This is a genomic window from Leptothoe spongobia TAU-MAC 1115, from assembly GCF_018739885.1.
Lineage (GTDB): Bacteria > Cyanobacteriota > Cyanobacteriia > Phormidesmidales > Phormidesmidaceae > Leptothoe > Leptothoe spongobia.
On record NZ_JADOES010000036.1, the window covers coordinates 15,977 to 41,653 of the forward strand.

Below are 25,677 nucleotides of genomic sequence, written 5' to 3' on the forward strand. Positions count from 1 at the left end.
TATCAAAAAAGGGAGCCCACCGGCTCCCTTTTGTTATCTACTAATGATGATGCTATAGTGCCATACTTCCAAATGTACAGCAGTCTATAAAACCTAAACACTAAAACGCCTTCTCCTAATGCTCGCTTAAATTGATGTCACCCTAGCTAGCTGCGCGATTAGAAAAGACTTGTTCATCCTGAGGCAGCTCCAAGCAGTAACCCGCTCCATAAACGGTCTTAATAAACTTAGGATGACGTGGATCAGGCTCTAACTTAGTTCGTAGATGGCGAATATGTACACGAATTGTTTCAATATCGTCGTTCGGGTCATAGCCCCAAACTTCTTTCAAGATTTCACTTGGAGCAACAGTTTGACCATGGCGCTGCAGAAGGCAGTGCAATAACTCAAACTCCAAGTGAGTCAGCTTAACAGTGTGTTCGAACCAAATTGCTTCAAACCGCTCAGGCACCAATGTCAACGGGCCATAGCTAAGAATTTCGCTATGTTTTGCAGCCTGGGGAATACGATCAGTACGTCGCAACAACGCCCTAACTCGTGCCAACATTTCCTCTAGCTCAAATGGCTTAGTGAGGTAATCATCAGCACCTGCGTTAAACCCATCAACCTTGTCTTGGGTTTGCCCCAAGGCCGTTAACATCAACACTGGAATATCTGCTGTCCGCTCATCACGGCGAACACGCTGGCAAACGGTAAGGCCGTCCACCTTAGGCAACATTAAGTCAAGCATGATGAGATCGGGCAGGAGCTGCACAGCTAGTGCTTGGCCCCTAACTCCATCCTCTGCCTGACTAACGTCGTACCCAGCCATTTCTAGGTTAACTGCCACCAGTTCAGAAATAGCAGGATCATCGTCGATGACAAGTATACGAGGCATCTTAAAAACAGAGATGTTTGTTATATGGATTTCTAGAAGCCTAAATGTAGGCTGCTAAACTTGCTCCCCTCAAAAAATAATAAATTTAAAACGGGAGACAAATTTTATCCCAAATACATAATATCGCTACAATCAGTTACATGATCGAGACCTTAAGGTTTAATTCACGTTATACCTTTAGACCTAATAACCGTAACAGCCCAGATTGGCATCAAGTTACTTGGCAATAGCCAACAGCTGCAACGAGACTAGTTAGAACTTCGAAGGTTATTCCACCCCTAAGAAATTGTTAGAAACGTAAGCCAGTTCATCCTATATAAACCTTGTCCACGTCCAGAACTGTAGTTTTGCCGTGGGAAAAACTACAGGTTTCAAATTGAACGTGGTTTAGATTAAACTCCCCAGGTAGGATTCGAACCTACGACCAATCGATTAACAGTCGACCGCTCTACCACTGAGCTACTGAGGATTATTCAGCTTTATCAATATAGGCAATTTTATAGCAGTTGCGCAAGTGGCTTTTTAATCTTTCCTAGAAAAATCTCAAAGATAATTCCACATAACGATTGCAACTTCGATCCAGAGACGCTTTAGAGATAGTCCCTAGCCTTATGACTCAGTTAAATTAGAGCGCAATCTGGCCAATTTTGCTTGCGTATCCGGATTCAGGGATTTGGAGAGGAAGCGTTGCTTAGACTGTTTTTGAGGCTTTTGACGATGCTTGACTTTCTGTGCGGAAAGGTTTACGTCTGCATTCAATTGAGCGGCTGACATCCACTCAGCTCCATATCCAACCACAGTCAGCTGCTGAGCACGGTCAGATGTGGCCACAATTAATCGTTTTTCAAACTTGCGAACATCATCACGAAACTTGGCGCAGGAAATTTCTATATAACTGTCAGCAGTTTGGCCAAAGCTGGTGTAATGGATGGCTAAATGCTGTGTAAATTTTTCAACGCGGTGAGATTGGCGCTGACCATAGGCGTCGAAAACCAGTAAAGTTTCAAACCCTTGATAGGCACTATAGTTGGCCAGCGTCTCAGCTAAACTCACACGGGCCGCATTCAACCCTTGAAAATCTCTCAATTCAATTAAATCTGGCCAAGCACCAATAACGTTATACCCATCGACCAATAAAATTGCTTGCGAGGGAGAACCGTTCATCTGCAGGTGCCTGGGTAACTTATAAGCTCAGTCTATGATTCATCTAGCTTAACGTTCGATACCCATGTAACAATCTGTCCTAAAGATTTTGTCGATAACGTTAGGTTAAGTGTAAATTTTGCAGAGCTTGCTTCACCTGCTCTGGTGCGCCTTCAGTGGCTACCCGACCCTGTTCAAGCAAGATAGCGCGATCGCAATAGTCTAACTCCACCAGTCGATGGGTCACCCACAGGGCCGTTATCCCCTGTTGTTTTACCAAATCACGTACCTGAGCCACCAGCTCTAGCTGACTATCCGGGTCCAGCAGAGCCGTAGGCTCATCAAAAAGTAATACTCGACAGTTTTGAGCTAGAGCCCCTGCGATGGCAACCCTTTGCTTTTGTCCACCACTCAACGCATAGATGGGCCTGCGCTTGAGCTGGAGCAAATTGACCATTATCAGAGCCTCGTCTACCCGCTGACGCACGTCTTCATAGGCCAGGTTCTCATCCACTAAGCCAAAAGCTACATCCGCTCCCACCGTAGGCATCACCAGTTGATGATCAGGGTTCTGAAACACAAACCCTACCGGTTTTTGTAGATGAATCTTGCCCTGAGGGATATCCAACAGCCCAGCTAATAACCTTAGTAGTGTGGATTTCCCACTACCGTTGGTACCCAGGAGCATACAAAACTCTCCTGGTTTCACCTGTAGTGAACATCCGGCCAGTACCGATGCTCCTGAGTCCCAACTGAAGTGCAAATCGTCAATTGCGATCGCGCAGGACTGATCCATGTTCAAAATCAAAAAAACTTAGTAGCACAAATGATCTATCAGGTTTAAAAGAATGAGCTGGTAGTCGGATAACGTCCACCAACCCACCCCCTACTCTCAGTCGTACTTAAATTCTCAGTTCCTATTAGGAACTAATCATTCGCCATTGCAAAAAAACCAGCTGATTTACCAGAGGAGGACGCGCCACCAGACTTTTCGTAAACTTGAACCGCAGCCAACTCGCTTACCAAAACCGATAGTTTCTTGCCTTCTTGCTTATCGCAAGTTAACTCGAAGAGCACAGGCTGACCAGTTTTTAGCGCATTCAAAACCTTAGCGTAAGCTTCTTCTGCGGCCTCTAACGTCTTCTTCTGGACCGACATAGGTAGGGCTGTATGCTTCAGTGAAAGTTCAACTATGTACATGCGTAAAGAATGATTTGTCTGATAGGTCCAGTCTCTAGTATGGCAAAAATGACCCACAAGTAAGGCATCAATAACTTGACTAGAGACCTATACAAGCAAATCTTAAGAGAAAATACCAATTGCAAAAATCACAGCGTCTTCAATAAAGATCAACCTATAATAAGAAAAATGGTAAAGATACGTAAACCTCTACTCATAAAGACGAGCGAATCAATTACGGCATTATTCCACGCTGTGGATTACATATTTTCTATTTTTGTGCCCTCACTCGTCATGATGAGCAGAGTTGTTGTCTTTACTGATTTAGAAATCAAACTAGAGGATTTGAGATGACCATTGCAATGGGCCGTGCTGGAGCCAATCGGGGCGTCTTCGACGTCGTCGATGACTGGCTCAAGCGCGATAGATTTGTCTTCGTGGGCTGGTCCGGTTTGCTGCTGTTCCCGTGTGCCTTCTTGGCCATCGGCGGCTGGCTCACTGGCACCACCTTTGTGACGTCCTGGTATACCCATGGACTCGCCTCTTCCTACATCGAAGGGGCCAACTTTTTGACGGTCGCCGTCTCGTCGCCCGCAGACAGCATGGGTCATTCCCTGTTGCTGCTGTGGGGACCAGAAGCTCAAGGCTCCTTCGTGCGCTGGTGCCAAATCGGCGGACTCTGGGCCTTTATCGCTCTCCATGGAGCCTTCGCCTTGATCGGCTTTATGCTGCGTCAGTTCGAAGTCGCTCGCCTGGTTGGACTGCGTCCTTACAACGCCATTGCGTTCTCGGCTCCCATTGCCGTGTTCGTATCGGTCTTCCTGATGTATCCGTTGGGCCAATCCAGCTGGTTCTTTGCCCCTAGCTTCGGGGTAGCCGCTATCTTCCGCTTCTTGCTCTTTTTGCAAGGCTTCCACAACTGGACCCTGAACCCCTTCCATATGATGGGTGTGGCGGGCGTCCTGGGTGGAGCCCTGTTGTGTGCGATCCACGGAGCGACGGTTGAAAACACGTTGTTTGAAGACGGCGAAGGAGCCAACACCTTCCGTGCCTTTGAACCGACACAGGCGGAAGAAACGTACTCGATGGTGACGGCAAACCGCTTCTGGTCTCAGATTTTCGGTATTGCTTTCTCCAACAAGCGTTGGTTGCACTTTTTCATGCTGTTTGTGCCGGTCACCGGTCTCTGGATGAGTGCGGTTGGCATCGTCGGTCTCGCACTGAACTTACGTGCTTACGACTTTGTCTCTCAGGAAACCCGCGCTGCGGAAGATCCTGAATTCGAAACGTTCTATACCAAGAACATCCTGCTTAACGAAGGTATTCGTGCGTGGATGGCCTCTCAGGACCAGCCCCACGAGAAGTTTGTATTCCCCGAAGAGGTACTGCCTCGCGGTAATGCACTATAAGCTGCCTAAGTAATGAATAAAAAAGCCCTGGCCCATTGGGCCAGGGCTTTTTTATTGGCGATTTGAACTCTCCCCATATTTAAAACTTATGCTATAGTTCAGCTAGCACTAAGTGCTCCTGGTATTAAAAACCGTTTAGGGATAAGGAGGTGATGCCCATGAGTGAAAGTAGTTGTATACGCATGGGTCTTCAGGTTGACGTGAGCCGGCTGTGTGCCGGGGCTGTTCTCTAGAACCAGCTTCAAAATTTTGAAACTGACCCGCTAGAGTTCCTTCCGGCAGTCTGGTTTCAACCTAAGACCCCACTAGACCGCTCCTATCAAGAAGTTGCCATGCACTTCCCTGATAGGAGCGGATAGTTTTAAAGAGGCATCAATATTCGCCACTTTCTTCCTTTTAACCATGTCTGGCCTTCTTTCTCCTGCCGAAATCCAGTCCCAACTCGCTGCATTACCTGACTGGACACTGGAAGACAATGCTATCAAGGCAACGTTATCCTTCAAAGACTTTATAGAGGCTGTCCAATTTGTTAATCAGGTTGTGGCACCTGCAGAAGCCGCTGGGCATCATCCTGACCTATACATTTCTTACAACAAGGTCACCATTAGCCTGACAACCCACGATGCAGGAGGACTGACTCAGCAAGATTTTGCTATGGCAAAAACGCTATCAACGTTGCAATAACTCCTCCTCCAGTATTTAGAGGCTAATCAACTGCATATCGATTCAAGGTCTTTAATCCGAAGGACCTTCTCCATGTATTAGGAGGAGGTCCTTCAGAGTATTCAAGACAAGGTCAACTCCATATCCCTGAGAATCATTAAGTTTGCTGATTTGCCTCGCTAACGCCCTAGCGGATCAAGACGTTTGCCATGAGACGCTGGGGCATCTCCAACTGCGACACTGGACCAACCTGCACTAACGATTTCTTTCCGCTACAAAGATCTACTCCCAATAGAACTTAAGAAACAAGCAGGTTACCTAACAACTTTTTTCAACTCACATCATTGGTCAATTGCTCAATGTGATTGGTCAAAATTTTTTGTGACCTTGAAAAGGCTTTAGCTAAACACCAGGAAATAAATGGCTGTTTTTAATCAAAAATAACCTTCTGATCACTGTGAGTAGAGGGTTTCAGTCATTCAATTAATACATTAATTGTCCTCGAAACGTGTCAATTAACGATGCACTCAGACAAAATAATAGAAAGGCTCATCAATAGAAACGTAGCTTTTCATACCAATTAAATACACAGAGAATGCATCTTGGAATTATGCAAAACCTGCATGAATTTTATTCAAAATACAAAATCAAGCTCTAAAAAGACAGTTTTTAATATTGAATAAATACACGCTTCGTGTAGTCAAAAAATATGCAAATCTTACATGAAATGTATGACAAATAAGAATTTTTGCCAAAAAAGAGTATTCTTTTAAACACATTAAAATTGCATTAAATGCAGGTTAAATATTTCTGAGAATTCTGTATGCAAATACACTGAATTGAGGCAAAACTCCCTGTTAGTTTTGCTTTGAGAGATTTCAATTGATAGCTAATCTTCTTAAGAAGTGGCTATTAGTCTCGTCAATTAGGTGTGAGGAATAACAAGTAATGGCTAATTTTTGGAAGGCCGCAATGGCTGGTCCATTTGTTCTGGGTGCGGTTTTTTCTAGTTCCAATATTGCTGCCGAAGCTGCTGAGACTGTCAGCGTTGATGCTCTAAGCAACTCTGAATCAATTCAGTTGGCTCAGGTTACTAGCGTTTCCGAACTATCTGACGTTCTACCTTCTGACTGGGCTTACACTGCACTGCAGCGCCTGGTAGAAGAGTATGGCTGCCTTGAGGGTTATCCCGACCGTTCTTACCGTGGCAACCGCGCCATGACTCGTTATGAGTTTGCTGCTGGTTTGAATGCTTGTTTGGACGTAATCGTTCAGCTGATCGGTGGTGGTGACGACCTTGACACTGTCCGTCGTCTGCAGGAGGAGTTTGCTGCTGAGTTAGCTACTATCCGCGGTCGCGTTGATACTCTAGAAGCTGACGTAGCTGAGCTAGAAGCTAACCAGTTCTCCACAACTACTAAGTTGAAGGGACAGTTGGATGCTCACCTGGTAGTTCCTTTTGATGGGCCTGGCGATTTAGATGAGCCGACGTTCCAGTATCGTACTCGTTTGAACTTGGATACTAGCTTCACTGGAGAGGACCGTTTGCGTACTCGTCTTCAATTTGGTGATGCTAATAACGCTCTGAGCGGCGTTCCTGGTGGATTTGCTGCAGCTGGTTCTGGTGGTTTCGTCAACGACGTTAGGATTGACGACGTATACTACAGCTTCCCCATTGGTAGCCGTATTTCCGGTATTGTTGCGGCAAATAGCATCGTTTCCGATGACTTCGTAACCAGCACTATCGTGCCTTTCGATGGTCCTTCCGTTGCTGATTACGGTGGTCCTCAGTTCTACGATCAATTAGGCCTTGGTGGAAGTGCCTTTGCTGCTGGTTTCAACGTTGCTCTGTCTGACAACTTGATCCTGGACGCTGGTTATGCAACTGGTCGTGGTCAGGATGCAGACAAGGGTATCTTCGACGAGTATGAGTACCTCGTTCAATTGAACTACTTGAGCGATGGCCTGATCGATGCTGCTGTCACCTACATGGATGGTGAAAGTGGCGATGGTAATGGCGCTGACGGAATCATTGCTGGTTTGCTAAGCCTTGACTTCGGTGGCTTCGAGATAGGTGGTTACTACGCTGACCAAGATGGTGATGAGAGCTGGCAGGCTGGGGTTGCTGTATCCGACTTATTAGGTACTGGTAACGCTGCTGGTATCTACTACGTTGAGGACTTCGGTGATGACGAAACTGCAGAAGCTTATTACTCTATGCAGATTAATAAGTACTGGACTCTGACTCCTGCTGTCATCTACGGCGAATTTGATGCTACTGGCGACGAGTCTTGGTATGGTGCAATCCGTTCCAGATTCAAGTTCTAAGACATTCTCTTAGATGCTGTGTATGGGCTCTAGTGATGAGTTAGAGCCCATCCTTAAATTTTAATCACGCCTTAGAAACACACATAGACATTAACTTCTGCATAGAGATGTGAATGATCAATCGTTGGCTCTCTATGCAGAACTTCATATCCTGGAAAGTTCTACATTCTAAAAGCTTTCTCTAAACCTCTGCCTCTTCACACTGGGTCAGCAAATTAACTGTCACAATTCAGGGAAAAAATCTAACTGGATAGAAGAGCATGTGCAACGATGGCAGCTCGAACCAGGCTTACTTAATTGACCCATTTGGGCCAATCGGTAAGTTACTGATTTCTACTGGTTCTTCCTTGAAGGATCTGCTAGCATGTCATCTAGAAGAGATTTTTACGTACTTTGATACGTGATGTTGCTTCTTTAATGTGTGTAATAGCCTGAGTTTTCCAGCAATTTCGCTGAATCGTCAGCCTATCGTCTAAGGTGTGAGGAGAATTAAATAATGTCTAACTTTTGGAAAGCCCTAGTGGCTAGTCCTATTGTTTTAGGGACTGTCCTATCCAGTACTGGTATCGCTGCTGAGACTGCTGAGACTGTAAGTGTTGATGCTCTAAGCAACTCTGAGTCTATCCAGCTTGCTCAGGTTACCAGTGTTTCCGAGCTATCTGATGTACTGCCTTCTGACTGGGCTTACACTGCATTGCAGCGCCTGGTAGAAGAGTACGGTTGCCTTGAGGGTTACCCTGATCGTTCTTACCGTGGCAACCGTGCAATGACTCGTTATGAGTTTGCTGCTGGTTTGAACGCTTGTTTGGACGTAATCGTTCAGCTAATCGGTGGTGCTGAAGGTAGTGACCTTGACACTATCCGTCGCTTGCAGGAAGAGTTTGCTGCTGAGCTAGCAACTATCCGTGGCCGCGTAGACACTCTAGAAGCTGATGTAGCTGAGCTAGAAGCTAATCAATTCTCTACGACTACTAAACTCAAGGGTCAGTTGGACGCCCACTTGGTAGTTCCTTTTGATGCACCTGATGATGAAGAGGAAACAACCTTTGAATATCGTGCTCGCTTAAACTTTGATACTAGTTTTACTGGTGAAGATCGTTTGCGAATTCGTCTTCAGTCTAGTGATCGTGGTGGCGGCGGTACTCGCTCTTTGGGGCAGGCTGAAGGTGGTCTGGCTAACCAGAGCGGCCCTGGTGATGATAGCGTCATTCTAGATGATGTCTACTACGCTTTCCCCATCGGTAGTCGTATCTCCGCTATCATCTCTGCTAACAGCACAAACTCTGATGACTTTGTAACTAGCACTATCGTTCCTTTCGATGGTCCTTCGGTTGCTGATGCTGGTGGTCCTCTCTTCTACGATAAGTCTGGTGTTGAGGGCGCTGGTGACTCGTTTGGAGCTGGCTTAAATATTGCGTTTACTGACAACATCATTCTGGATGCTGGTTACGCAACTGCTAGGGGTCAAGATGCTGATAGAGGTATCTTTGACAATTATGAGTACATTGTTCAGTTGAACTACTTGAGCGATGGCTTGATCGATGCTGCTGTTACCTATATTAATGGCGAGAATGGTGATGGCAATGGCGTTGAGGACATCATTGCTGGCCTATTAAGTCTTGACTTCGGCGGCTTTGAAGTTGCTGGTTACTACGCTGACCAAGATGGTGACGAGAGCTGGCAGGCTGGTATTGCAGTATCTGACTTCTTGGGTACTGGTAATGCTGCTGGTATCTACTACACTCAGGACTTCGATGAAGACGAAGTTGCTGAGGCTTACTACGCCATGAAGATCAACAAGTACTGGACTCTGACTCCTGCTGTTATCTATGGTGAGCCCAATGGTGCCGATGATGCACTTTATGGTGCTATCCGTTCTACCTTCAAGTTCTAAGTTATTTAGCTTAGTCCTTTAAAAAAAGGCCCCGCATTGCGGGGCCTTTTTTGTGGTTAATCGTAAAACTGCACTACACAGTATGGGGTTTGACGTTGATTATATCTGCGCATTGGGTACGAACGGCAAGCTGACCTCAAATGAAGCTTATTTAGAAATTAAGCAACTCTGGAAAAAGCTCAAAAAGAGTAAAAAAGAATTAGCCATTGGCACATCTGATGCTCCCCCAGAAGTATTTTAGGTGCCTGTCAGTATTGACATTGGTATCGATCAGAATCCTCTCTGGCTTGAGAACGTTAGGTTATTGTCGTTGCAATCGCTTTGCGAAAATTCGACTTAGCTAACGTTTTTGAGGCCAACTAACTTCACTCAGGCCTTGACTGGTGTTTTTTCCAAGATCAATTTTGAGCGTTTAAACATTTCAGGAATCTCTACTGGATAGGCCCCGGTAAAGCAGGCCGAGCAAAATGTACTGGTATCTTGTCTGGTGGCATCGAGCATGCCTTGCCAGCTGAGATAACCAAGGGAATCGACCTCTATTTGGGCTTCGATTTCTTGGACAGACTTTGTCGCACCAATTAGCTGGTCTTGACTGTCCGTATCAATGCCATAGAAACAAGGGTGGGTGACCGGTGGCGAGGAAATCCGCATATGCACCTCTGTTGCCCCTGCATCCCGCAAGGCTTTGACAATTTTGCGGCTGGTAGTACCTCGCACAATGGAGTCATCAACCAACAAAATTCGTTTGCCCTCCAGCACGTCCCGTAGAGGATTTAGCTTAATGCGAATGCCTGCCTCGCGCATTATTTGGGTCGGCTGAATAAAAGTACGTCCCACATAGCGATTTTTGATCAATCCCTCTGCATAGGGAATGCCAGACGTTTCGGCAAAGCCAATGGCCGCCGGAATTCCTGAGTCAGGTACCGGCATGATCAGATCCACATCTGCCGGTGATTCTTGAGCCAGGATATTGCCTAAACGCTTACGATAGCTGTACAGACTTTCTCCGTGATATACACTGTCAGGCCTAGCAAAATAGACCATTTCAAAAATGCATAGACGACGTTCTGGTTTGGCCCATTGGACTGACTTAATTCCTGTTTCGTTGATCCAAATCAGTTCGCCAGGCTGAACGTCACGAATGTGGTGGGCATTGACAATATCCAAACCACAGGTCTCTGACGCAACGGCATACTGACCTGGACCATTTTCGGGGTCATCGCCACCAAAGTAACCTAGCACTAAAGGCCGAATGCCATTAGGATCGCGAATTGCCAAAATTCCCTCTGGTGTGGCAATGGTCAGACTAAAGGCTCCCTCACAGCGTTCGCAAGCATCAATGGCCGCTGCAATCCAATCTTTGCCAGCGTTAACGGCATCAGCCATAAACAATGCAATTAGTTCAGTATCGGTCGTCGTAAGCAGAGTGTGGTTACGCTGGAGCAGTTCTTCGCGCAGCTTACCAGCATTGACGACATTGCCATTATGGGCAAGCGCCATTTCTCCTAGACGGGTGGATAGGATCGCAGGCTGGGCATTGGCCACTTTACTAGAACCAGTGGTGGAGTAACGTGTGTGCCCTATCGCCCACTGACCAGGAAGACGTTGTAGTACTTCTTCGTCAAAGACCTGGGAAACTAGCCCCATATCCTTATGGACATTGATGCTGCCATGATCAAAGGTGGCAATGCCAGCTGATTCTTGCCCGCGATGTTGCAATGCATATAGACCAAAGTAGGTCAGCGTTGCGACATCGTCTGTGGGAGAAAAAACGGCAAATACACCACAAGCTTCTTCAGGCTTGTCAGGGCGAACATTCACAGAAGCAGGGTGTGCAAAAGTATCAGAGGGAAGAGGCATCGTGAATCCACTGAGCGTTAATAACGGCAAAAAGAAGCAACCAGTATTTATGAGCCCAAGACGCTAGCGGGTCGAGAAACCGGATAGAAGGCTTGAGGGAACTGAACTTAATATTTTCTTAATCAGTACGATCCTAGCATCCTTAGTAGGATGCAGGTCTATTCCTCTGTCAGATTAATCAGAGTTGTTTAAGCGTCTAACGCTCTTTCTATAGCGTAGCGCCAGCTATCGTTCATGGTGGCAACGGCCAGATTGATCAAGGATTCAGATTGTGATGTTTGGATCGTGAGCGGCGTATTGGCAGTAGCCACTGTGCCAATAACACTCCACTGGTCATTGAGTTGAGCGTTGAGATACGTTTCCCAAACGGCGCGATGGACAGGTGCTACAGTCACAATAATCCGGGCTCCACCTTCGGCAAATAGGAGAGCGTCGTAGCGTTGTTCGGTATCTGGCAGCGTGATCGTAGCTCCGAGATTACCGCCAATGGCAGATTCGGCAAGTGCGATCGCAACCCCTCCCTCCGCACAATCATGGGCCGCCGTAATCCAGCCTTGCCGAATACCATGGCGGCAAGCAGCCTGCACCTTCAGCTCTAGAGCAATATTGACCTTGGGGGGATGTCCTGCCACTTGACCATGGATCACCTTGAGATATTCCGAAGCACCTAAGGTCACCGTGCCATCAGTACTGTCTCCTAAGGGCGTACCTAGCAGATAGATCTGGTCACCAGAGTTTTGCCAACTTTGGCCACAAATCTGATCCAGGTCATCAATAACACCGACCATACCGACCACTGGAGTAGGATATATCGGCTGAGGATCACCATCGGCATCAACTGTTTCGTTATACAGAGATACGTTCCCACCAGTTACGGGTGTATTAAATTCACGACAGCCATCCGCCAGACCACGACAAGCCTCCGCCAGCTGCCAATATCCCACCGGCTTTTCTGGGCTACCAAAATTGAGATTATCCGTCACCGCAATCGGCTCTGCCCCCACACAGCTCAAATTGCGAGCTGCCTCAGCCACAGCTGCCAGTCCACCTTCATACGGGTTTAGATACACATAACGAGGATTACAGTCAGTGGTGGCAGCAACACCAGAGTTACTGCTGGACCCAGTGTCCCCCTCCAGAGGGCGCAACCGCAAAATCGCCGCATCAGCCCCCCCCGGTAACATGATCGTATTATTTTGCACTTGGTGATCATACTGGTTATACACCCACTGCTTTGAGGCAATCGTCAGTGTACTCAGCAGGGCCAGCATCACATCATTCCATGGCTGTCCATCAAGGCCTGCAGCAGTACAATCAGGCAAACTACTTTCTTGCCATGCCCAAGCAGTTTGAGCATAGGCAGGGGGCTCGGCCAAGACCTCCCGCTCATATAGTGGCGTGTTATCGGCCAGGGCAGAGGCAGGCACCTCAGCCGCCACCTCTCCCTGAAATAGAATCCGCACGATGGGGTCTGGGATGACCTCACCAGCCACCACCGCATGCAGCCCCCAGCGCTCAAAAATATCGATTAGCTCCTGTTCGCGACCCTTTTCACCCACAAACAGCATTCGTTCCTGGGATTCCGATAGTAAATATTCATAGGGCACCATCCCCGTTTCCCGCACAGGTACTTTATCCAGGTCTAGCTCAATACCAACACCGCCATTGACCGCCATCTCCGACGTAGAGCAAGTAATCCCTGCAGCCCCCATATCTTGGGCAGCTACAACTGCCCCAGTCTTAAACGCTTCCAGGCAGGCCTCAACTAGGGATTTTTCAAGGAACGGATCCCCCACCTGTACTGCCGGACGATCAGCCTCTGACTCATCCGTTAGCTCAGCACTGGCAAAGCTAGCCCCACCCATGCCATCACGCCCAGTCGTGGAACCTACATAGAGCACTGGATTACCGATACCAGAGGCTCCAGATTTTACGATCTCCTCAGTTTCCATCAACCCAATGGCCATGGCATTCACCAGGGGATTACCCGCATAGGCCCCATCAAAGTAAATTTCACCCCCTACGGTGGGCACACCAAAGCAATTGCCATAGTGGGAAATCCCTGAGACCACACCTGAAAAAATTCGTCGTGTATTGGGATCATCCAAGGTGCCAAATCGTAGAGCATTTAGCGCCGCAATCGGCCTTGCCCCCATGGTAAAGATGTCGCGCAAAATACCACCTACCCCCGTGGCAGCCCCTTGAAACGGTTCGACTGCCGATGGATGGTTGTGGGATTCAATCTTAAATACCAGTCGCTGACCATGGCCCACATCTACCACTCCTGCGTTTTCCCCAGGCCCCACCAAGATACGCGGCCCTTCGGTCGGAAACTGCTTTAGTAAAGGTCGAGAATTCTTGTAGCAACAGTGCTCGGACCACATCACACCGAACATACCCAGCTCAGATCGATTTGGATGACGCCCTAAGCGTTGGACAATTTCATCATATTCGCCTGGTTTTAACCCTTCAGAAGAAATTTCCTCAGCGGAAAACGGAATCGGGGTGGGTGCAGTCGTAGACATGAATAGAAATAAATGGGCAGGGGTGGACAAGGGTTGATTTTAAACCCTATTTCCCATTCCCTACGCCTCTATTCCCTATTCCCTCAAAAAAAAACCGACAGAACTCCCGCGAGTTCTATCGGCTGGTTGTGTGTTCCCTGTAGATGACTCGGCTAGAGTTGAGTCATCCTTAGTATGCTGAATTTACCAAAGGGTGATAGCGATCTAAGTCATCGTTTACCTGTGATTATGATCACATTTGATCACATTTTTTTTGATGAGCATCACTGTTGTCCGTGAATTCTGACATTAGAAAATCACCTCATTGCTCCCAAAGTATTCTTCCAAGTGAGTTCTTTGCAGAGAACTTGTAATGCACGCTGCTCCTCACCATCAAAGAGTCCTGAGGTACTCAACTCAGTCAGGATTTGCTGAGTTAACTGGTTCGCAAAGGCTCCGCCACAGTTGAGCAGATGTCCGTAGTATCTAAATTGGGGGCGCTTGTCGGCACTCAAATGAAATTGATGACGGCTTTTGGCATCCATACAATAAACCGGCGTACTTACGGGCACTACGTTCCTGGGAATCCCATGCTGCCCATAATAGGTCCCTTTATCCTGGCGGGATAAGCTCCCTACTAACACCACATTGAGCAGAGTTTTAGTTTCTTGAATCAGATCTGGTGTAAATAATGGGTCGGGTGTACTCGTGAGCTGTGGGCCGCTGTTTAAAAATGCAGGATTAAATAGCTGTGAGTTATAAATAATGCCTACGGCCCAGTGCTTTTGGTCTGTCTCCAGCGAGACAAACTGACCAAAGCCATAATCGCTGGCTACAGGTGGCTCGATTACATCCTTATCCGTATTCAACTGCACCACATAGTCACAGTGGGAGTTTGACTTCACCACAGTGCCTAGCTTGCAGCCACGGTGAAGTTGATTAACAGACACCATATCGATCATTACTTAGTGATAGTGTCCTTAGCATATCGAATATGAAGGAGGGAGTAAGATCAAACGTACTCCCTCCTTCATATTATTCAAAGTAGAAACTGTCAAACTGAGGACAACACTAACTTTTAAGTCGTTAGCCAGCCATCGCTTGAATGATGTAATCAAAATATGGAGCAGCTTCAGCAGCTTGAGACTCAGTCAATAGTGCCAGGGACGCATCCTTTAGACACTCAATGGCAGCTACCATTCCAGGGACTGGTACGTTCAATGCGTTATACATTTCACGAACACCGACAATGCCAATATTTTCAATCGGGTCTTTGTCGCCTGCAATGATGCCATAGGTGATTAGGCGTAGATACCAACCATAGTCACGCAAGCATAAGGCTCGTTCCTTTTGGCCAGCAGCATTACCACCAGGGGCAATAAAGTCAGGGCGACGTCGCCAAAGAGCTTTACTGGCTTGATCAACAATCTTTTTCTCATTTTCAGCCAGGCTTTGGGCAATGGTTAGGCGCTGGGGACCTGTCTGAAGGAAATCTTGAATACCCTTTAGCTCGCCGCTGGTAGGATAGCGCAGTTCATCATCTGCATTGAGAATTACTTGGCTAACGACAGACATAGCTTAGTGAATGCGGTGACTCGTAATAATTACAGTGTATCGACTCTAGGGCACACAAGGAAAGAATTACTTTGCCCTGTCCAAAGGATTTTTATCCTTTGAATAATAACTGGTCATGTTCCCTAGCCTGAGAGCTATGTTAAGAGAGTTTACAAAAAGCATGGTCGACGGTGTCGCGTTTTTTTGTGGTTGCCATAGAATTAAAAGCTCATTCGGTGAAGCTCATCGATTGCAATCGTAAATCGAATTACTGATGCAAACCTCCTCCATGGTAGACAGCACAATGACTTCACTCGCCCATGCACCTCGTTGGCAACAGGGAGAGGTCATTGTCCTAACCATTGATGCTCTCACCAACAGCGGTGACGGTGTGGGCCGTTGGCAAGATCGAGTTGTATTCGTTGCCAATACGGTGCCGGGGGATCGGCTGCAGGTACGGCTGACTCGGGTTAAACCCAACTATGGTCATGGTAAACGCCTCAGTATTATTGAGCCCTCACCTGATCGAATCCGCCCTGTCTGTATCGTGGCCGACAAATGTGGAGGCTGCCAATGGCAAGCGGTTGCCTATCCTCGACAGCTACAGGCCAAAGAGCTGCAGGTGCGGTCCGCGTTAGAACGCATTGGTGGCTTTAAGGCAATCCCTATGCAGCCCATTTTGGCTACTTTACAGCCACTGGGATACCGTAATAAGGCTACCTATCCATTGGCCCGAGGGAATGGTGGTGCGGTCAAAGCGGGTTATTACCGTAAGGGCACGCACCAAATTGTGAATTTAAATCAGTGTCCTATTCAACATGAGGCCCTGAATCCTCTGCTGGTTGATGTTAAGGCCGCTATCAAGGCTAGGGGCTGGAGCCTCTATAACGAGAAAAAACACCAAGGTCGATTACGGAACCTGGCATTAAGGGTGGGTCAGCATACCGACCAGGCCATGCTGACCCTGGTTACAACGGGCTATATTCCAGAGATCAAAGAACAGGCAGAACAATGGCTAGCCACACATTCAAATCTGGTGGGGGTATGTCTAAATATCAACCCAGAGCAAACCAATAAGGTCTTTGGCGACGAGACTCGCTGTTTAGCGGGTCAACCCTATTTGGAGGAACTGTTTTTGGGTTTACGGTTACGAATTCAACCCACTACGTTCTTTCAGGTCAATACGCCTCAAGCAGAAGCTTTGGTGCAGATCGTATTGGATCAACTGAATTTGCAGGGTAATGAAACTATCATTGATACTTACTGCGGTATTGGCACCCTGTCTTTGCCCATGGCACAGCAAGCAGTGCGCTGTGTGGGGATTGAGTCTCAAGTAGAAGCTGTGGCCCAGGCAAAGCAAAATGCTGCACTGAATGGGTTGAAAAATACAGAGTTCTTTGCCGGAGCAGTGGAAAACTTGCTACTGGAGATCAGTGCTCAGCAATCTAGCCCTATTGATGTGATAGTTTTGGATCCGCCGCGTAAGGGGTGCGATCGCAACGTCTTAAATATCCTTGCAAAAATCAGCCCAACCCGAATCGTTTATATGAGCTGCAACCCAGCTACCCTAGCCCGAGATTTGAAAGTTTTGTGCGACCAGGGTTATGAGCTAAAAATGGTCCAACCAGCAGATTTCTTTCCCCAAACAGCCCATGTTGAATGTGTGGCTTTTCTAGAGCAGGCTACTGTTGTCGATTGAGATGAGGAGGCAATCTGAAACAGCTGCCATGAGACTGACCTGGTAGAGGAATCTAGAGCGAGGATCAGCAATGCTAGATGTTTTTTGATAGCCTGACGCTGAAGACCGAGGGAGCGAGGCATCTATGAAATTCAGCGACATTGTAGATCAGCTAGGGATTGCTGAGACATCGAGCCTAGACTCTCAGCCAGAGTTAGATCCTGATATCGTCGGAGTGAGTGCCTTACAAGACTCTCAGCCAGAGACTATTAGCTATGTTGAGGGCAAAAAATTTGCTCCTTATATCGAGTCAACAGCTAATGCGGCGCTGATTTTGCCAGTTGATGAGTCTCTTCAAGCACAAGTCACTAAAAAAGGCCTTGCCTGGGTTAGCACCAAGGAACCTAGGTTGGGGTTTGCTCGCGCGATCTCGTTGTTCTATCAGCCCTTCCACTTAGCCCCTGGCATTCATCCCACCGCCATCATTGACCCCACCGCTATCCTTGGCAATAACGTTGCCATTGGCCCCTATGTGGTCATTCACGCGGGAGCCATCATCGGCGACAACGTTTGCATACATCCCCAGGTCGTCATCTACCCAGAAGCCTCGCTAGGTGCCTACACAACACTCCATGCCAGTTGCGTTATCCACGAACGAGCTCAAGTCGGCGAACGCTGTGTTATCCATGCAGGAGCTGTGATTGGATCTGAAGGTTTCGGCTTTGTTCCTACCGCCCAGGGCTGGGAAAAAATGCACCAATCCGGCATCGTCATCCTAGAAGACCATGTGGAGGTGGGCTGCAACACAGCCATTGATCGGCCTGCTGTGGGCGAAACTCGGATTGGTCGTAATAGCAAGTTAGACAACCTGGTCCATGTCGCCCATAACTGCCAGCTAGCCGATAACTGTGTTCTAGCTGCCCAGGTTGGTTTAGCCGGTGGTGTAGAGCTAGAGCCGCTCGTTATCTTGGGCGGGCAAGTGGGGGTCGCTAACAATGCCAAAATCGGCAAAGGGGCTCAGGCTGGTTCAAAAGCAGGTCTACATAGCAATGTTCCTGCTGGCAGTGTGATGATGGGTACCCCTGCCAGTCCTTATCGCACCTATTTAAAATCATCAGCCATTTACAATCGCCTGCCGGAGATGCATCGCACTGTTAAACAGTTACAAAAACAGGTAGCTGATTTGGAACAACAGCTAGCTCAACTGAGGCAAATGAACGAATAACTGATAGCATCAGAGTCAAGTCTTTTATTTACAAAAAGACATAATTACTACTGAAGCGATTTCCCACTCAGGCTTACAGTAAAGCCATCTGTATGGGCAGAACGGATTGAATACATTGACTTATTTCATTTGATCTACAGCGCTCAGGAGATGCTTAAATTAGTGTAAAGATTTAATTTGCAATCTCTGACATTTTCGTCACAGTTGGCTCCCCGTTGGCTTCTCTGACGGTGGTTCAATCCTTAGCCGTCCTAAAATCTTCGGGCTTTTTTGTTTAGAAGCTTCATGTTTAGACGGCTCAGGCCAGCCTAGGAATTTTCTATAAGCTCATTTTTCATAAGAAGGTTGCCCTATGTCTCTCGGATATCTTGCTCTGGTTCTACATGCCCACTTACCCTTCGTTCGGCACCCAGAGAGTGATTTTGTTTTAGAAGAAGAGTGGCTGTTTGAGGCAATTACCGAAACCTATATTCCGCTGTTGACCATGTTTGATGGTCTTAAGCGAGATGGCGTTGATTTCAAAATGACCATGAGTATGACACCTCCCCTGGTGTCGATGCTCAAAGATCCACTCCTTCAAGAACGTTATGATGAGCATCTGACAAATCTTGAAGAGCTGACCGAACGAGAAATTGAACGCAATGAGCACAATGGTCACGTCAAGTATCTAGCAGAATATTACGCCAATGAGTTTAACCACACGCGCCAGGTGTGGGAGGACCATAAAGGGGATCTGGTATCTGCCTTTAAACAGTATGTCGATAGCAATAACCTAGACATCATCACCTGCGGGGCTACCCACGGTTATCTGCCGCTGATGAAGATGTACCCTGAGGCCGTTTGGGCACAGCTCAAAGTCGCCGTCGAAAGCCATGAAGAAAACTTTGGCCGCCCCCCCTCCGGTATCTGGTTGCCAGAATGCGCCTATTACGAAGGTCTAGAACGCATGGTGGCCGATGTGGGGCTTCGGTACTTCCTCACCGATGGTCACGGCATTCTGTATGCTCGTCCCCGTCCTCGCTTTGGAGCCTACGCTCCCATTTATACTGAAACCGGCGTAGCTGCCTTTGGTCGCGATCACGAATCATCTCAACAGGTATGGTCCTCTAAAGTTGGCTATCCAGGCGCATCAGAATATCGTGAATTTTATCGTGACCTGGGCTGGGATGCAGACTATGAATATATCAAGCCTTATATCATGCCTAACGGCCAGCGTAAGAACGTGGGCATTAAGTACCACAAGATTACGGGCAAAAACCTAGGCCTCTCTGATAAAGACTGGTATGACCCCTACTGGGCTAAGGAAAAAGCTGCTGAGCACGCGGGCAATTTCATGCACAACCGGGGGCAACAAATTGCCAATCTCCATGGCATGATGCAGCGCAAGCCCATCGTAATTTCACCCTATGATGCTGAGCTATTTGGCCACTGGTGGTACGAAGGTCCTTGGTTTATTGATTATCTGTTCCGTAAGACCTGGTTTGACCAAGATACCTATGAAATGACTCACCTGGCGGATTATCTCAAAGATAATCCCACCCAGCAGGTCTGTCGGCCCTCGCAGTCCAGTTGGGGTTACAAGGGTTTCCACGAGTACTGGCTCAATGAAACTAACTCCTGGATCTATCCTCACCTGCACAAAGCAGCTGAACGGATGGTTGAACTGGCTCGTCGTGAGCCTGCCGATGAGCTAGAGTGGCGTGCCCTTAACCAAGCAGCACGAGAACTGCTCCTGGCACAATCTTCTGACTGGGCATTTATCATGCGTACCGGGACCATGGTGCCCTATGCCGTACGACGCACTCGTTCTCACTTGCTCCGCTTTGACAAACTGCGAGAGGACATCATGGCAGGCAAAATTGATTCGGGTTGGCTAGAAAAAGTAGAGGAGATTGATAATATCTTCCCCAATGTGAACTATCGGGTATACCGACCTTTGTAGGGCCTGGATTCGACTCCGCTGAGTCAGCTAGTTCTACTTGGCTACCTGGCTAAAGAAACAAAAAAGCGTCGCTAACAGCGACGCTTTTGCATGTTGGTTGTTTTGAGGATTTATCTACACGTTTGATACATCAAGCAGCTTGAGCGGGCTCGAACTTGTGGGCATAGTCCTTAAGTAGGTCGTTCATCTGACCTAAGAAACCATCGCTGGAGCGCTTGATACCCTCACGCTCAGGGAAGAAGTCAGGGCGGTCCAAACTATTGGAAATAGCGTCTTTTACCTGATCAGAAATGAGCTCGGCAAGTTCTTCATGAGCTTTATTTCGCTGATAGGCAGCACCTTCCTCAGTCGTTGCATAGAGAGGGGGTAATCGATTGAGAGCATAGGCTGCTATATCACCTAGATCAAGACTGCAATCATTACTAGCCTCAATTTCAGCAACACGAGCAATGGCTTCAGTCAGCACAAGCTCTTCCATCACATTAATAAATTGCTTGCGAGGAACCGCTACAACCTCGCCAGTCAGGAGTGAGCCCATGAGTCGATCAAGGGCCATATACTCCTCAATAGAAAGCTCAGATGCCGTGTCGCAGATACGACCTACCTCCGCTTCCATTGCAGGAGTTAAATAGCCATCCTGCAATGCTTGTTCAACGATTCTTTCAATACTGCTCATCCTGTCAAATGGCTCCGTTGCATATCTCTGTAAACAGTCTTGGGTATTGCTGATGGGTATTTAAAATGCACTTAACTATAATTCTCAAAAGTAATAAATAAGTCAAAAGATACTGTATTTATTAAGGACTAATGAGAAAATAGATTTCAAGTATTAAATCCATTGTCTTGGAAGAGAATATCTTGATTAGAGAATGTCTCCAGAAGCCATAGTTTATAGCAACAATGGATAATGCAAATGTCCCAATCAATTAATCAATTAGAAAATTTGATTTATCAGCAACTACACATTATCCACTTCCAAAACTGAAATTTCATCGTAGAAGAAACTACAGTTTCCAACTTGGATGTGGTTGAGCAACCCTTGTTGAACCCTGGAAAACTGCCTCCAAGGATTGTGTTGGTGTTATTGTTCCCGGAGGTGCCTAAGCAAACACATTGAGTGGATAGAAGCACGAACAACCTATCGAAAAAAATTAATAAATAAAAGCAAAAATACTGCTCAAGTAAGATCTCAGTAAGTATCTAATTCGATGCTATGCAGATATAGCGCTGGGCTTTATCATTCTTTCGATAATGTTTTTTGGGGTATCTGCGTAAGCCGGGAAAATCTGATCAGGTAAGGAAGTAAGAGGTTATTGATTGATAGTTTTTCCCTGCCTGGAGTTTAACGACTAACTACCAACTACTATCTTCCAGAAAATGTTCCGCGTTAAGTTGATGCCGGTTTTTTGTATAAATGGCAACCTAGAATTTCTGCCGAGGAGAAAATTAAAGCTAATATATGAAGTCCTCAATTTTAGGTTGTTAGGCTAACTTACTAAAAAGCCTGGAATATTTAAAATCAGATGTCTGTAAATAGCAATTTAATACTTGAAAAGTAGAAATAAACCTAAAACCGAAGCTCCTTTAGATCCAGCAGCCTCGGTTTAGACTAAAAATGAATAAGATTGCGATCCGCTTGAGCTAATTCGCAATCTTGATATATGCCAATGCTGCACGCATAGCTAGTAACGTTTCCCCCTCAATACTCAAACAAATCGCGTGGATATCCTGCCAAACCACAATGCCGGTGAAGACGTCACCGGTCAGTAGTTTAATTTCAACAGTGTTTTGGTCGCGGATAAATGTCTGTACTTGGCGAATGCTGGGTAAACCTGTGTCAAATTCGGTAGCCATGGCAGTCGTGGATAAACGTGGATGAAACAGTAATAACGTACCCGGTTATACTACTTCCGGTACAACGCTTGCGTGTTAGTTCTACATCACCTCCAACTTCCATACGCCATGGGTCTGCCTTTTAGTAAATATCACGGGCTGGGTAACGATTTTATTTTGTTGGACAATCGGCATCAATCGTCACCTTTATTGACGCCTGAACAGGCGGTGAAACTGTGCGATCGCAACTTTGGTATCGGTGCTGATGGTGTCATCTTTGCCCTGCCGGGTGAGCAAGGAACAGACTACACTATGCGCATTTTTAACTCTGACGGTTCAGAGCCAGAGATGTGCGGCAACGGCATTCGCTGTATGGCGAAGTATTTAGAGTACTTAGAAACTAAGGCTGGGCATGGCCATGTCACACCCTATAGCTACACCATTAATACTCTGGCAGGGAAAATTGTACCGACGCTCCAGACCGATGGTCAGATTACCGTCAATATGGGTCAACCACGCTTATTAGCTGGAGATATCCCTACTCTCCTGACTGAGGCTGGCGACAAGGTTATCGACCAGCCGATAACGGTCGCAAATCATAGCTATCAAGTGACCTGCGTCAGCATGGGAAATCCTCACTGCATCATTTTTGTTGAAGATACCGATGCTGTCCCATTGGCTCAACTTGGACCGCTATTTGAAAACCATCCGGTCTTTCCTCAACGTACCAACACCGAGTTTATCCAGATAGTGCGTCCTGATTATCTAAAAATGCTGGTGTGGGAACGGGGGGCTGGAGCCACGCTAGCCTGTGGTACGGGAGCCTGTGCATCTTTGGTGGCAGCTGTATTGAACGGTAAGAGCGATCGCAAAGCCACGATTGAACTACCGGGCGGTCCCCTCCAGATCGACTGGTCTACCTCTGACAACCATATATATATGACTGGATCGGCTGTCCTGGTGTTTTCGGGTGAAGCTAATCTGTGATGAGTCCTAATACGATTGCTATAACCAACGATGACGGTATCAATGCTCCCGGCATTCAAGCCCTACATCAGGCTTTGTCCCATCTAAATGTCCCGATGCAAACCGCCGTAGGAATTGTTGCGCCTGATCAACATCTGTCCGGGTGTAGCCATCAGATTAATCGCGGGGGGCCTATTTCTGTCAAGCAACAGGCCAAACAACGCTATGCCATTGGTGGAACCCCCGCTGACTGTACCCGTGTGGCACATCACCTTTATCCTCAGCTGGGTTGGGTGCTATCGGGCATCAATAATGGTGGCAACCTTGGTGCCGATATTTATGTTTCCGGGACCGTAGCTGCTGCCCGTGAGGCCACCCTCCTTAGAATTCCTGCCATTTCCATTTCCCATTACAAGGCTCGAAATACATCGATTGATTGGGAAGTTGCGGCTCAACGTGCGGCTCGTGTTTTGGCTATTTTGTTGGAGAGAGCTTTAGCACCTGGCCAATTTTGGAATGTGAATTTACCCTCTGTCGAACCGGGGAAACCCGAACCCGAAATTGTTTTTTGTCCAGTGTGTACCCAGCCTCTGCCTACCCCATCTAGCTTAGAATCAGAACAGTTTCGCTATACAGGTGGGTACCAAGATCGCCAACGAGACCCCGGTGCGGATGTTGACGTTTGCTTCTCTGGCAATATCAGTGTCAGTCAAATTTCTCTTTGGTAAGCAATCACTATCATTCCCATACCCATAAAATCTGAGGCAATAAATCATTTATTTCTTGTAGAATGGTTGACCAATTGTAGGGTCCTCAACGGTATCTAAAACCTGCCCATGGAGAAATTTAGCAATGGCCTGACGCTTTTCTTCAGCCTTTTAGTGGAGGCCATTCCTTTTCTATTGATTGGTGTAGCGTTTTCTAGCCTGCTGTTGTTCTTTGTCAATGAACGTACGCTAATCAAGCTATTGCCTAAAAGTCCTTTGTTAGGAGCTCTGGCGGGTAGTTTAATGGGCGTTTTTTTCCCCGTCTGTGAATGTGGCAATGTACCCGTAGCTAGACGGTTAATCGTGCAAGGCGCTCCCACCTCGGTTTCAGTGGGTTTTTTATTGGCTGCTCCCACTATTAACCCAGTCGTATTTTGGGCAACCTGGGTTGCCTTTCGTGGTCAGCCTGAAATTGTCTTTCTCAGGGTGGGCTTTACATTACTCATTGCTGTCACCATTGCTTGGGTATTTAGCCATCAGCGCGATATGCGCCCATTATTGCAACCGATAGTGGCACGACAAATGCCCAAACCTCGCTCGGCTGAGCCAGCTAGCCCCCTACTTCGCTCAGGCACATTCTTGATGCAGTCCAGTGGGACGACGCTCAAGATGGACGACCCAGTTACCCAAGAGATGATCGCTAGCGGTCCCGCTAAACCTGTGTCGGTTAAGTTGCAGCTGGTGCTGGACAATATGGTCCAAGAGATGAAAGAACTGGGGGCTGTGTTGATTATGGGGAGTGCCATTGCCGCGTTTGTTCAGGTTGCTGTCCCCAGGGATTGGATTTTAGCTCTGGGCCAAAACTTCATTACCTCCATTTTGGCTATGATGCTGCTAGCAGCAGTGGTATCCATTTGTTCCACGGTGGACTCGTTTTTTGCCCTATCTTTTGCCGCCACTTTTACCACCGGAGCCCAGCTGGCCTTTTTAGTATTTGGCCCCATGATCGACCTAAAGAATATTGGTCTATTACTAACGGTATTTAAACCCAGGGCGATTTTCTACATCTTTGTGTTGGCAGCACAGCTGTGTTTTATCTTGACCTTATTTATAAATTTCTATGTCAGCTAAACGCCCCCGTGGCCCCAAAACTCCCAAACAACGCGATCGAGCTCCTTGGTATCGACCTGAGCTATTGGATGCCCTCGTGTTGGCTGCGTGGAGTCTAGCTTTTTTCAGATATTGGCTGACGGGCAAACTATTTTTGCTACTCCACCCTGATTACATGTGGTTAGCAAATGGAGCAGGGATTGTGCTGCTGGGGTTGGCTGTCTTTAAGCTCACCCAAGGTAAACGGAGACCCTCCTACAGTGGCGGCGGTCACACCACCCTGTTACCACCCCAGTTGAGCAGCCTGATTTTATTAACCATTGCCGTAGTCGCCCTGACTTATACACCCCAAGCTTTTGCCAGTGATACAGCTATACAGCGGGGGGTATCAGACAGCTTGACGCTGACGAGATCTCAACCTCAACGCTTTGTGCGTCAAACCGCCTCAGAGGAGCGGACAGTGATCGATTGGATCCGTACATTGAATGTCTATCCAGAACCTGATGCCTACACAGGCCAAGCCGTTAAATTATCAGGCTTCGTGATTCATCCTCAGGAATGGCCCGAAGAGTATTTAATGGTCTCTCGCTTTGTTCTAACTTGCTGCGCGGCTGACGCCTATCCAGTTGGTTTACCAGTACAGTTAGCCGTATCCCGTCAAGCCTATGCACCCGATAGTTGGCTGGAAATAGAAGGAAAAATGGTAACCGCTACCATCAATGGTCAGCGTCAACTAACCATCGAACCAACCAAACTCGAAACCATTCCCGAACCCCGCAATCCCTACGAATATTAGTCAGTTCGT

22 protein-coding genes and 1 tRNA gene are annotated in these 25,677 nt (G+C 47.3%); 12 read left to right on the plus strand and 11 right to left on the minus strand.

The annotated features are described in order from the left end of the window. Positions 1–142: 142 nt before the first annotated feature. The 5 genes from IXB50_RS16085 to IXB50_RS16105 form a co-directional block, all read right to left on the minus strand. Complete coding sequence (locus IXB50_RS16085) at positions 143–877, minus strand: response regulator transcription factor (protein ID WP_215610011.1); 735 nt, start codon at positions 875–877, stop codon at positions 143–145. Positions 878–1,274: 397 nt separating this feature from the next. Then, a tRNA-Asn gene (locus IXB50_RS16090) sits at positions 1,275–1,346 on the minus strand. A gap of 140 nt (positions 1,347–1,486) precedes the next feature. Continuing rightward, entirely contained in the window at positions 1,487–2,041 is a 555-nt protein-coding gene (locus IXB50_RS16095; RefSeq protein ID WP_215610012.1) for an NYN domain-containing protein, read from the minus strand. 100 nt (positions 2,042–2,141) lie between these two features. Then, a complete protein-coding gene (locus IXB50_RS16100; RefSeq protein ID WP_215610013.1) occupies positions 2,142–2,816 on the minus strand; it encodes an energy-coupling factor ABC transporter ATP-binding protein in 675 nt (224 codons plus the stop codon). A gap of 131 nt (positions 2,817–2,947) precedes the next feature. After that, complete coding sequence (locus IXB50_RS16105) at positions 2,948–3,220, minus strand: hypothetical protein (protein ID WP_215610014.1); 273 nt, start codon at positions 3,218–3,220, stop codon at positions 2,948–2,950. Positions 3,221–3,549: 329 nt separating this feature from the next. Here IXB50_RS16105 and psbD point away from each other — a divergent pair, with 329 nt between their 5' ends. The 5 genes from psbD to IXB50_RS16130 all read left to right on the plus strand — a co-directional run bounded on the left by psbD (position 3,550) and on the right by IXB50_RS16130 (position 9,734). Then, entirely contained in the window at positions 3,550–4,608 is a 1,059-nt protein-coding gene (psbD, locus tag IXB50_RS16110) for a photosystem II D2 protein (photosystem q(a) protein) (RefSeq protein WP_215606943.1), read from the plus strand. Positions 4,609–5,010: 402 nt separating this feature from the next. After that, complete coding sequence (locus tag IXB50_RS16115; RefSeq protein WP_215610015.1) at positions 5,011–5,292, plus strand: 4a-hydroxytetrahydrobiopterin dehydratase; 282 nt, start codon at positions 5,011–5,013, stop codon at positions 5,290–5,292. Positions 5,293–6,243: 951 nt separating this feature from the next. Continuing rightward, a complete protein-coding gene (locus IXB50_RS16120; RefSeq protein WP_246564589.1) occupies positions 6,244–7,599 on the plus strand; it encodes an iron uptake porin in 1,356 nt (451 codons plus the stop codon). A gap of 496 nt (positions 7,600–8,095) precedes the next feature. After that, on the plus strand, positions 8,096–9,493 hold the full coding sequence (locus tag IXB50_RS16125) for an iron uptake porin (protein WP_215610017.1): 1,398 nt from the start codon (positions 8,096–8,098) through the stop codon (positions 9,491–9,493). 52 nt (positions 9,494–9,545) lie between these two features. Further along, positions 9,546–9,734: a DUF7219 family protein gene (locus IXB50_RS16130; RefSeq protein ID WP_215610018.1), complete on the plus strand. Its 189-nt coding sequence runs from the start codon at positions 9,546–9,548 to the stop codon at positions 9,732–9,734. 128 nt (positions 9,735–9,862) lie between these two features. On the opposite strand, the gene purF is transcribed toward IXB50_RS16130, so the two are convergent. The 4 genes from purF to IXB50_RS16150 form a co-directional block, all read right to left on the minus strand. Beyond that, positions 9,863–11,353 (minus strand): amidophosphoribosyltransferase, encoded by a 1,491-nt coding sequence (purF, locus tag IXB50_RS16135; protein WP_215610019.1) that lies wholly within the window; start codon positions 11,351–11,353, stop codon positions 9,863–9,865. A gap of 188 nt (positions 11,354–11,541) precedes the next feature. Beyond that, on the minus strand, positions 11,542–13,878 hold the full coding sequence (gene purL / locus IXB50_RS16140; protein WP_215610020.1) for a phosphoribosylformylglycinamidine synthase subunit PurL: 2,337 nt from the start codon (positions 13,876–13,878) through the stop codon (positions 11,542–11,544). Positions 13,879–14,174: 296 nt separating this feature from the next. Next, positions 14,175–14,810 carry a hypothetical protein gene (locus IXB50_RS16145; RefSeq protein ID WP_215610021.1) on the minus strand — a complete coding sequence of 212 codons (636 nt, stop codon included), beginning with the start codon at positions 14,808–14,810 and terminating at the stop codon, positions 14,175–14,177. Between the two features lie 133 nt (positions 14,811–14,943). Further along, positions 14,944–15,432 (minus strand): allophycocyanin subunit alpha-B, encoded by a 489-nt coding sequence (locus IXB50_RS16150; RefSeq protein WP_215610022.1) that lies wholly within the window; start codon positions 15,430–15,432, stop codon positions 14,944–14,946. 283 nt (positions 15,433–15,715) lie between these two features. Between IXB50_RS16150 and rlmD the strand changes: the two genes are divergently transcribed. From rlmD to IXB50_RS16165, 3 genes are all read left to right on the plus strand, one after another. Next, complete coding sequence (gene rlmD, locus IXB50_RS16155; RefSeq protein ID WP_215610023.1) at positions 15,716–17,110, plus strand: 23S rRNA (uracil(1939)-C(5))-methyltransferase RlmD; 1,395 nt, start codon at positions 15,716–15,718, stop codon at positions 17,108–17,110. Positions 17,111–17,234: 124 nt separating this feature from the next. Then, positions 17,235–18,314, plus strand: a complete 1,080-nt coding sequence (gene lpxD, locus IXB50_RS16160; protein WP_215610024.1) for a UDP-3-O-(3-hydroxymyristoyl)glucosamine N-acyltransferase — start codon at positions 17,235–17,237, stop codon at positions 18,312–18,314. A 352-nt stretch (positions 18,315–18,666) separates the two neighbouring features. Beyond that, a complete protein-coding gene (locus tag IXB50_RS16165) occupies positions 18,667–20,256 on the plus strand; it encodes a glycoside hydrolase family 57 protein (RefSeq protein WP_215610025.1) in 1,590 nt (529 codons plus the stop codon). A gap of 130 nt (positions 20,257–20,386) precedes the next feature. On the opposite strand, the gene IXB50_RS16170 is transcribed toward IXB50_RS16165, so the two are convergent. Next, positions 20,387–20,932 carry a late competence development ComFB family protein gene (locus tag IXB50_RS16170; RefSeq protein WP_215610026.1) on the minus strand — a complete coding sequence of 182 codons (546 nt, stop codon included), beginning with the start codon at positions 20,930–20,932 and terminating at the stop codon, positions 20,387–20,389. A gap of 965 nt (positions 20,933–21,897) precedes the next feature. Continuing rightward, positions 21,898–22,110, minus strand: coding sequence for an Hfq-related RNA-binding protein (locus IXB50_RS16175; RefSeq protein ID WP_215610027.1), 213 nt, complete (start codon positions 22,108–22,110; stop codon positions 21,898–21,900). A gap of 108 nt (positions 22,111–22,218) precedes the next feature. Here IXB50_RS16175 and dapF point away from each other — a divergent pair, with 108 nt between their 5' ends. From dapF to IXB50_RS16195, 4 genes are all read left to right on the plus strand, one after another. After that, the gene (gene dapF, locus IXB50_RS16180; protein WP_215610028.1) at positions 22,219–23,076 is read left to right on the plus strand and encodes a diaminopimelate epimerase; all 858 of its coding nucleotides are present in this window, start codon (positions 22,219–22,221) and stop codon (positions 23,074–23,076) included. Then, on the plus strand, positions 23,076–23,783 hold the full coding sequence (gene surE, locus IXB50_RS16185) for a 5'/3'-nucleotidase SurE (RefSeq protein ID WP_215610029.1): 708 nt from the start codon (positions 23,076–23,078) through the stop codon (positions 23,781–23,783). The genes dapF and surE overlap by 1 nt, the downstream gene beginning before the upstream one ends. A gap of 108 nt (positions 23,784–23,891) precedes the next feature. Further along, positions 23,892–24,893 carry a permease gene (locus tag IXB50_RS16190; protein WP_215610030.1) on the plus strand — a complete coding sequence of 334 codons (1,002 nt, stop codon included), beginning with the start codon at positions 23,892–23,894 and terminating at the stop codon, positions 24,891–24,893. Next, positions 24,883–25,668, plus strand: coding sequence for a TIGR03943 family putative permease subunit (locus tag IXB50_RS16195; RefSeq protein ID WP_215610031.1), 786 nt, complete (start codon positions 24,883–24,885; stop codon positions 25,666–25,668). The genes IXB50_RS16190 and IXB50_RS16195 overlap by 11 nt, the downstream gene beginning before the upstream one ends. Positions 25,669–25,677: the final 9 nt, after the last annotated feature.